Below are 9540 nucleotides of genomic sequence, written 5' to 3' on the forward strand. Positions count from 1 at the left end.
ACCACGATTGATGTTTATTGTATTACTCTTGGAGAAAATAGTGAAATAAGTATGGTAATCTTTGGCGTCTAAATCATTCCATAAAATTAATTTTTCCTCTTCGGAAGCAAACCCACTAACTTTAATTGTTTATATAGAATGAAGTAGTTATAAAAATAAAAAAAACTCCATTATTTCTAATGAAGTTATTTTGTGGGCGATGAGGGGTTCGAACCCCCGACCCCCTCGGTGTAAACGAGGTGCTCTGAACCAGCTGAGCTAATCGCCCTTATTTTACAGTTTAGAAATCTTCGTTTCCTTATTGCGTGTGCAAATATACATCACTTTTTCATATTCGCAAGTAAATTTTTTAAAAACTATAAAATTTCTGCTACGACAAAAGTACTTCCGCCAATGTATATAAGGTCTGATTTAGCGGCTTTTTTCAATGCGTTTTTATAAGATTCTGAAACAGAATCAAATGCTTCTCCATCCAATTCAAATTCTCTTGCTTTTTGTTTTAGAATTCGAGAGTCTAAACCTCGAGGAATGTTGGGTTTGCAAAAATAATAGTTAGCATTTTTTGGGAAAAGTGGCAAAATTTCATCTAAATCCTTGTCGTTGACTACGCCCAAAACAATATGTAATGTGTCAAATTGTTCTTTTTGGATTTGCTTCATCACAATTTCCAATCCGTTTTTGTTATGTGCCGTGTCGCAAATAATTTTTGGAGATTCACCCAATTGTTGCCATCTTCCTTCTAGTCTGGTGTTTTTTGTAACCTTCAATAAACCAGATTTTATGTCGTCTTCGGAAATTTTAAATACTTTCTGAGAGTTCAATAAAGAAGTTGTTTGAATGACGGTTTTCTTATTATGAACTTGATAATCGCCAATTAAATCGGAAGGATAAGATTGAGAAATTAAATCGGAAGCAAAATAGATTTCTGAATGATTTTCTTTGGCTTTTGCCAAAAAAACAGGCTTTGTTTCATTTGTATATTCACCAATGACAACTGGAATGCTTGGTTTTATGATTCCCGCCTTTTCGAAAGCAATACTTTCTAAAGTGTTTCCAAGGAACTGTGTATGGTCAAATGCAATATTTGTAATTACGGAAACAAGAGGAGTTATGACATTTGTGGCATCAAGTCTTCCACCCATTCCCACTTCAATAATGGCAATGTCCACTTTTTCTTTGTCAAAATAATCGAAAGCCATTCCAACGGTCATTTCGAAGAAACTCATATCATTGACTTCAAAAAAGACTTTATTTGCAGTAATAAAATCACAAACAGAATCTTCTGGAATTTCATTTCCATTAATTTTGATGCGTTCCCTGAAATCTTTGAGATGGGGCGAAGTATATAATCCCACTTTGTAACCCGCTTCCTGAAGTATCGATGCGAGCATATGGGAAGTAGAACCTTTACCGTTGGTTCCCGCAACGTGAATGGATTTGAACTTTTCTTGTGGATTTCCGAGATGTTTTACAAGTAAATAAGCATTAGTTAAATCTTTTTTATAGGCTGAAGCACCTTGAAGTTGGTACATCGGGAGTTGATTAAACATCCAGCTTGTCGTTTCTTGATAGTTCATTTATTGGAATGCTATTGACAATTAGTTTATTGTGTCAATTTGAAGTTATAGATAATTTTGCCAATTTGTGTGTCGGGAGCGGTGTCATCCGATTGCCATTTTGTATTCATAGCGGCTATTTTTGCCTGATCTAATAAGCATTTAGCTGTATTTGTAGTTCCTTTTATACCTGGATTGGCACTTATTACCTTGCCGTTTTGATCAACAGCAATTTGTACTACAACTGTTCCTTGCTCATTGCAAAGATATCTTGGTTCAGGTTTGTTGAGTGCTTTTCTATTTCCCAATTGATAGTTTCCATTTCCAGTCCCGCTTCCGGATCCATTACCATAGCCAGATCCGTTTCCTAATCCTGTTCCTGAACCAGTTCCTCCACCACTTCCAGTTCCCGAGCCGCCACCACCATTATAGCCTTTTGCATTTGGATCCCCATTCCGTTTTCCTTTATTTCCACCAGTTTTGTCGTTTCCATCGCCTGATTTATTTGAGCTGTTCATTATACTTGACAAAGCGTCTGTAGTAGATTTTGAAGGTTTGGGAACTTCTTTTATTACAGGTTTTGGAGTGATTACTTTTTCAATTTTTTTTGTTTGAGAAATTACGGGTGCATCGGTAGTTTCCTGAGTTAAAACTTTTTCGACCTGAGGTGTTGTTTTAATAGGAACTGATTTTACCACTGGAACCGATAAATCTTTGGATTTATAATTTTTACCTGAACCTACTTCGCTATTTCCAAAATTTATTGCAATTTCGCCACCGCCGCCGCCGCCTTCAAGCTCTGCTGGTACAGGGTCTATGGTAAGTTTTAGGAATATCAATAGCAAAAACAGCAATATAAAAAAGGCTGTAGTTAGTGCAAATGATTTTCTTTCGTATTCGGTTTCTAAAATTTTCATTCGGTTTCTATTTTGGACTTACTGCCAAAACAATTTTGAATTTATTTCTATAAGCAATATCCATTACGCTAACTGCTCTTTCTATAGGAACACCTTCTTCGACATGCAAAAGTATGGTTGGGTCGGTTTGATTAGCAAGCATTGTTTTGAGCTTTTCCTCCAATGTGTTTTCGGCAAATTTATCCTTATCAATGAAATATTCCAGATTTTTATTAACACTTACCGAAATGTTTTTTACTTCATCCGATTTACCAGATGATTTTGGTAAAACCAAATCCAAAGCATTGTTCGAAGTTATTGTCGTTGATGCAATCATAAAAAAGATGAGCAACAAAAACACAATATCCGTCATCGATGACATATTGAATTCCGCCGAAACTTTATTTCTTCCTCTTAAATTCATAATTAAGTTGGTTCGTTTAGTAAGTCTAGGAATTCAACTACATTGGCTTCCATTTGGTTCACAATTTTATCTGTTTTCGAAACCAAATGATTGTAACCTACATAAGCAATGATTCCCACAATTAAACCAACAACTGTAGTCATCATCGCGGTATAAATTCCTTCGGATAAAGTGCTCATTTCAATTTTATTGTTGCCGCTTTCGGCCATTTTATGAAAAGCGATAACCATTCCTACAACGGTTCCCAAGAAACCAGTCATTGGACCAGCGCCAGAAATGGTAGCCAGCATACTTACATTTTTTTCGAGTTTGTACACTTCTAATTTTCCTGCATTTTCAATAGCAGTATGAATATCAGCAAGAGGTTTTCCTATTCTTGAAATCCCTTTTTCTATTAATCGTGCCACTGGTGAATTGGTTTGAGCGCAAAGCAATTTGGCTGCATCAATTCTACCTTTTATGATATTTAACTTAATATTATTCATAAAATTGGCATCGATTTTCGAAGCGGCATTGATTGCCAATAATCTTTCGAAGTAGAGATAAATGGCGAAAAACAGCATAATAAAAATTACTGCCATAATGGTTTGCCCTGCGATTCCTCCACTAAAAACGATATCTATTACGGATAATTCGGGTTTTGCAGCTAGTTGTTCTGCGGTATTTGCTATATTTGAGGCGACTTGTGCAGTTGAATCGATTTGAAGAAAAGCTATCATACTTGTATTTATTTTGACATTAAAACGTTAAAAATTACAATAAATTGTTACCTAAAAAAATGTTCTATTCCAATAAAGATAAGTGCTCCTGACATAAATCCAACAAAAGCGAGCCAAGTTATTTTTTTTAGATACCAAATAAAGTTAATTTTTTCCATTCCCATTGCTGCAACACCAGCTGCAGAACCAATTACTAGCATACTCCCTCCAGTTCCAGCACAATAAGCAATAAAATGCCAAACTGGATTATCAACTCCAAAAGTATACATCCCCATTGTAGCGGCTACCAAAGGGACATTGTCGATTACTGAGGATAATGCTCCAAGCAAAATAATTACTAAATCCATATTTGGAATTGCATTAGATAAACTCTCGGCTGCAAAACGTAATGTTCCTGTTTGTACGTTTGAAATGCTGCCAAAAACTAATACTTCAAGACATCCTACTGCCATTAATATTCCTAAAAAGAATAAAACACTTGAGAATTCAATTCTTGATAATGCTGTGTGTACAGAATATCTTTTGTTGTTTGCTTTATCAAAATTTTCTTCCGGATGAATAAATTCTGAAAATAACCAAACAACTCCCAAACTAAATACCATTCCTAAATAAGGAGGAAGGTGAGTAATAGTTTTAAAAATTGGAACAAAAATAATGGCACCAAGACCTAAATATAACATCTTAGTGCTGCTCAATAGTTTTTCTTGTTCTTGGCTAACGTGAACTTCAGGTATTTTGACATCACCCTTAAATGCTTTTAGTCTTGATGCAATTACAAATGGAATCACAAAACTCGCAACCGATGGGATAACCACATATTCCATTAAACCACCAGCAGTAATTTTATTTCCAATCCAAAGCATAGTGGTTGTTACATCTCCAATTGGCGACCAAGCTCCACCAGCATTGGCTGCAATGACAATTAAAGAGGCAAACCAAAGACGTTCCTCTTTATTGTGAATTAATTTTCGCAATACGGTAATTAATACAATTGTAGCAGTTAAGTTATCAATAATTGAAGAAAGGATAAAACCGATACTTCCTAAAATCCATAGTAATTGAACTTTACTTTTTGTTCTAATAGCACTTTTTATAACATCAAAACCTTTGTGTAAATCAATGAGTTCAACAATGGTCATTGCGCCAATTAAGAAAATCAATATTTCTGCAGTAGCACTAAATTTACTTGTTAGAGTATCTAAAAAACCTTCTTTTTGGAGTTCAAGATCACCATTGGAAATATTAAAAATAGCTCCACTTTCATTAATAACTGAAAACCAACCCAAATTAAATCCTATGGATAAAAAGGCCCACATTGTCGAAGCCATTAATAAGGCAGGTACTGATTTGTCAAGCTTTAAAGGATGCTCCAATGTAATTAGCAAGTAGCCAATTATGAATAAAAAAACTAAAATTACTTCCATAAAATGATAAATTAATTGATTTAATAGTATAACGAAACTATTGCAAATGTAATTTTTTGAGATTAAATTCTTTAATTTTTTTGTTATTTATAAGGAAAAAAGGGTGATAATTACATATTCAAGATTTTAGAAAATGTTTTTTCCTTTATTCTTAAAAATTATGAACTTTTTCTGAGTGATGATTCGTTTTCTCTTTTGTGAATATTTTGAAATTTTCGATCGTGTCTAAGCAATTTATTTTATAAATTCAAACTTAAATAGGTTCTAAAATTCATTTGAATCCTATTATTTAAGTAATAGCTAAAATTTAATGTCGTATTTTAATGAATTCCTTTGCCACAGATTTGCTTCGCCTGTTCGCTATCGCTCGGGTCACAGATTAGCACAGATTAATTCGTTAATTAGCTTAAAAATCTTTTTAATCCTTCTAATCGGTGGCAAAAACTCTTTTTAATAATTGCGACATTATATCTTTCTCGTTACTTATTTGAAAAATAGATACTAATCTGGCTTCATTAACAAAGGTTTAGATAGCGTAACGATAACGTTGTAGTAATCTTTCGATTTTGTCAAAATATACAGAATAAAAAATTTATCTTTGATAAAATTTTTAAACAAAAAACAACATTTATTTTATATTATTATGAATTTTAATCTAACCGAAGAACAATTAATGGTGCAACAAGCCGCTAGAGATTTTGCCCAAAACGAACTTTTGCCTGGTGTAATTGAGCGAGATGAAAATCAAATTTTTCCCGCAGAGCAAATCAAAAAAATGGGAGAGCTTGGTTTTATGGGAATGATGGTGGATGAAAAATATGGAGGAAGTGGTTTAGATACAATTTCTTATGTTCTTGCAATGGAGGAAATTTCGAAAGTCGATGCTTCGGCTTCAGTGGTGATGTCTGTCAATAATTCTTTGGTTTGTTGGGGTTTGCAGGCTTTTGGAACCGAAGAACAAAAACAACAATGGTTGCCACAATTAGCTTCTGGACAAATTCACGGTGCTTTTTGCTTAAGTGAACCCGAAGCAGGAAGCGATGCTACTTCGCAAAAAACCACCGCGATAGATATGGGCGACCACTATTTGGTAAACGGAACAAAAAACTGGATTACTAATGGAGGAACAGCTTCGTTTTATATTGTCATTGCACAAACCGATGCTGAAAAAAAACACAAAGGAATTAACGCTTTGATTATGACCAAAGATATGGCAGGTTTTACTGTTGGCCCAAAAGAACATAAAATGGGAATTCGTGGTTCAGATACCCATTCGTTGCTATTTAACGATGTGAAGGTTCCAAAAGAAAATAGAATTGGAGAAGATGGTTTTGGTTTTAAATTCGCAATGAAAACATTGGCTGGAGGAAGAATTGGCATTGCTTCACAAGCATTAGGAATAGCTTCAGGAGCTTATGAATTAGCCTTGAAATATTCGAAAGAACGAAAAGCTTTTGGAACAGAAATTTGCAATCACCAAGCAATTGCTTTCAAATTGGCGGATATGTTCGTAAATATTGAAGCTGCTCGTCATCTTTGTATGAAAGCTGCTTGGGACAAAGACAACCACAAGAATTATGATATTAGCGGTGCAATGGCAAAACTTTTTGCATCACAAACTGCAATGGATACAGCTGTAGAAGCAGTGCAAATTCACGGCGGGAACGGTTATGTGAAGGAATATCACGTAGAAAGAATGATGCGGGATGCTAAGATTACTCAAATTTATGAAGGCACTTCCGAAATTCAGAAAATCGTGATTTCACGGAGTATAATTGCTGGATAGATTCAAATATTTTGTAGTTATTGAACCCTGTCAGAGTTTTAAACTCTGATAGGGTTTTTGATTTAAAATTTTATATACTTTTACAACAACAGATTTTATCTTATGTATGAAGATTTAAAATATTGGTATTTACGAGATCACAAATTGTTTCAAACCTTGAGTATGTCTCAAATTAAACAATTATGTATCATTATTGGTTTTAAAAAAGCTAAAAAAGGGGAGACCATTTATTTTTCTTCTTCGGATGTACCAAGAATTTTTTTACTCAAAAAAGGAGCTATTAAAATTGTGGCTGTTGATGAAGAGGGAAGTGAAACCATAAAAGACATTATTCAAAAAGGAGATTTATTTGGCGAATTAACTTTAGAAAACGATAAAAACTCTAACGAATATGCCAAAGTTTTGAGTGACGATGTGGCTATTTGTAGTTTTCTAATGTCTGATTTTGAAGATTTACTATTAAGAAATCCAAGTTTAGCTTTGTCTTATACCAAATTTGTTGGTTTGAAAATGAAACGTATCCGAAACAGTTATTCCAACTTGATTTCCAAAGATGCTAAAACCAGATTACATCAGTTTTTAAAAGATTGGGCCGAAAAAGAAGGAAAAGTTTTTGGTAACAAAATAGTGATTGAAAATTATTTGACACAAAACGACATCGCTCAGATTATTTGCACTTCACGACAAACCACAACCCAATTGCTCAATGAAATGGAAAATTCTGGAATATTGTTTTACAACCGAAAAGAAATCATTATTCCGGATATTAAAAAATTGTAATTTCAACTATTTTCACTTCATTGTAAACTAGCTGACAAATGTTGTTTTTGATTCCTATTATTTTTGTCAAAGTAATATTCAAAACAACATTTTAAATTCTATTACAATGAAAAAACACATTATCTATTTCCTTATTGGCTTTTTCTCTTTGATAACATTTGCTCAAAATGAGAACAAGCGACTAATTCATTTCAATCTTGAAAACAAAATCGCGATTCAAGGGTATGACCCCGTAGCCTATTTTAATGGAAAACCTTTAAAGGGGAAGAAAGAAATTTCAACCAACTTTGAAGGTGTAATTTATTATTTTTCATCGGTTACTAATAGAGATACTTTCTTAAAAAAGCCTATGAGCTATGAACCACAATTTGGTGGTTGGTGTGCTTATGCAATGGGAAACTCGGGTGAAAAAGTAGAAATTGATCCGGAAACATTTAAAATTTTAGATGGAAAATTGTATTTGTTTTACAATGCTTATTTCAATAATACGCTAAAAAGTTGGAACAAAGACGAAAGCAATTTGAAAGCAAAAGCAGAAGCCAATTGGAAAAAATTTTACAAATAATAAATAGAACTATGAAATCCCTAACTTGGATTGTCAGAATTATTGCAGCAGTAATTTTATTGCAAACCTTATATTTTAAATTTACTGGGGCAGAGGAGAGCATTTATATTTTCTCAACTTTAGGAATAGAACCTTATGGTAGAATTGGCTCTGGAATTGCTGAACTGATTGCAGCCATTTTAATTTTATTTCCAAGAACTACATTACTTGGAGCATTAATGGGATGTGGCGTGATGATTGGTGCAATTTTTTCCCATCTATTTGTTCTGGGAATTGAGGTGCAAAACGATGGTGGAACACTTTTTATTTTGGCAATAATTACCTTTCTTTGTTGTGCGTTTTTGGTTTTTCAGGACAAAAATAAAATCTCTGATTTATTAAAATTAAAGTTATGAATATGCTGTTATCTTCCATAAAAAACAATCTAGAAGAGCTGACCAATTTGTTAAATCAATTATCCAATGATGAATACGCTACGCCTTGTGTACAGTTGACTAATGCTAGCATTGGTGAACATACACGACACATTATTGAGCTTTTTCAATGTCTCGAAAATCAATATGAATCTGGAATTTTGAATTATGACAAGCGAGAAAGAAATACTTTAATACAAACCGACACGGATTTTGCCATTCAACAAATTGTTTCCATCCAAAATAATTTGGATAAAGAGAATAAAAAAATTGTTTTGAGACAAATGATTGACGGTAACGAAATCACGACCGAAAGCAATTATTACCGGGAATTACTCTATAATTTCGAACATTGCATCCATCATCAGGCGTTGATAAAAGTGGCCGTTTTAATGTCAGACAATATCAAAGTTGACGAAAATTTTGGAGTTGCGCGTTCCACAATCGAATACAGAAAACAATGTGCACAGTAAGCTTTGTCAACACTAACGGCAAAATTATAATTACTTCAAATCGAGATGAAAAAGTACTTAGACCATCTGCCATCGGACCTCGAAATTATTCCATAAACAACAAGAATATTATTTTTCCAAAAGATCCACAAGCTGGCGGAACTTGGTTTGCCGTCGATGAAGAAGGAACAACTTTAGTTTTGTTGAACGGTGCAAACGAAAAACACCAACATCAACCACCTTACAGAAAAAGCCGTGGTTTGATTGTTCTGGATACGATTAGCAGCTTGTCGCCAAAGGATTTTTGGGCAGCAATCGATTTGGAAAATATCGAACCTTTTACCTTAGTTTTATTTCAAAATAAGGAACTTTTTCAACTGCGTTGGGATGGATTTGAGAAAGAAACTACTCAATTGGACATCAATAAAAGTCACGTTTGGTCGTCATCTACTTTATATCCAAAGTCAATTCGGGAAAATCGCTCTGATTGGTTTTATACTTTTTTGGATTCAAAAACTGAAATTT

Annotated in this window: 11 protein-coding genes and 1 tRNA gene; 6 read left to right on the plus strand and 6 right to left on the minus strand. The window is 33.8% G+C overall.

Annotated features, from left to right (window positions below):
* Nucleotides 1–193: 193 nt before the first annotated feature.
* The 6 genes from PHC28_RS11200 to nhaD form a co-directional block, all read right to left on the minus strand.
* Nucleotides 194–268: transfer RNA gene (locus PHC28_RS11200), tRNA-Val, on the minus strand.
* An 88-nt stretch (nucleotides 269–356) separates the two neighbouring features.
* A complete protein-coding gene (locus PHC28_RS11205; protein ID WP_300100165.1) occupies nucleotides 357–1577 on the minus strand; it encodes a folylpolyglutamate synthase/dihydrofolate synthase family protein in 1221 nt (406 codons plus the stop codon).
* 26 nt (nucleotides 1578–1603) lie between these two features.
* Entirely contained in the window at nucleotides 1604–2473 is an 870-nt protein-coding gene (locus PHC28_RS11210) for an energy transducer TonB (protein WP_300100167.1), read from the minus strand.
* Between the two features lie 7 nt (nucleotides 2474–2480).
* Nucleotides 2481–2876, minus strand: a complete 396-nt coding sequence (locus PHC28_RS11215) for a biopolymer transporter ExbD (protein ID WP_300100170.1) — start codon at nucleotides 2874–2876, stop codon at nucleotides 2481–2483.
* Nucleotides 2877–2878: 2 nt separating this feature from the next.
* Complete coding sequence (locus PHC28_RS11220) at nucleotides 2879–3595, minus strand: MotA/TolQ/ExbB proton channel family protein (RefSeq protein WP_300100172.1); 717 nt, start codon at nucleotides 3593–3595, stop codon at nucleotides 2879–2881.
* A 47-nt stretch (nucleotides 3596–3642) separates the two neighbouring features.
* Entirely contained in the window at nucleotides 3643–5019 is a 1377-nt protein-coding gene (gene nhaD, locus PHC28_RS11225) for a sodium:proton antiporter NhaD (RefSeq protein ID WP_300100175.1), read from the minus strand.
* A 643-nt stretch (nucleotides 5020–5662) separates the two neighbouring features.
* Here nhaD and PHC28_RS11230 point away from each other — a divergent pair.
* The 6 genes from PHC28_RS11230 to PHC28_RS11255 all read left to right on the plus strand — a co-directional run.
* Nucleotides 5663–6805, plus strand: a complete 1143-nt coding sequence (locus PHC28_RS11230) for an acyl-CoA dehydrogenase family protein (protein WP_300100178.1) — start codon at nucleotides 5663–5665, stop codon at nucleotides 6803–6805.
* A 162-nt stretch (nucleotides 6806–6967) separates the two neighbouring features.
* Complete coding sequence (locus tag PHC28_RS11235) at nucleotides 6968–7585, plus strand: Crp/Fnr family transcriptional regulator (protein WP_300100181.1); 618 nt, start codon at nucleotides 6968–6970, stop codon at nucleotides 7583–7585.
* Between the two features lie 106 nt (nucleotides 7586–7691).
* Nucleotides 7692–8150: a YHS domain-containing (seleno)protein gene (locus PHC28_RS11240; protein ID WP_300100184.1), complete on the plus strand. Its 459-nt coding sequence runs from the start codon at nucleotides 7692–7694 to the stop codon at nucleotides 8148–8150.
* A gap of 11 nt (nucleotides 8151–8161) precedes the next feature.
* The gene (locus PHC28_RS11245) at nucleotides 8162–8545 is read left to right on the plus strand and encodes a DoxX family protein (RefSeq protein WP_300100186.1); all 384 of its coding nucleotides are present in this window, start codon (nucleotides 8162–8164) and stop codon (nucleotides 8543–8545) included.
* Nucleotides 8542–9036 (plus strand): DinB family protein, encoded by a 495-nt coding sequence (locus PHC28_RS11250; protein ID WP_367278023.1) that lies wholly within the window; start codon nucleotides 8542–8544, stop codon nucleotides 9034–9036. The genes PHC28_RS11245 and PHC28_RS11250 overlap by 4 nt, the downstream gene beginning before the upstream one ends.
* On the plus strand, nucleotides 9024–9540 hold a 517-nt coding region (locus PHC28_RS11255; RefSeq protein ID WP_300100189.1), incomplete at its 3' end, for an NRDE family protein. The genes PHC28_RS11250 and PHC28_RS11255, both read left to right, overlap by 13 nt.

Source organism: Flavobacterium sp. (genome assembly GCF_028712645.1).
GTDB lineage: Bacteria > Bacteroidota > Bacteroidia > Flavobacteriales > Flavobacteriaceae > Flavobacterium.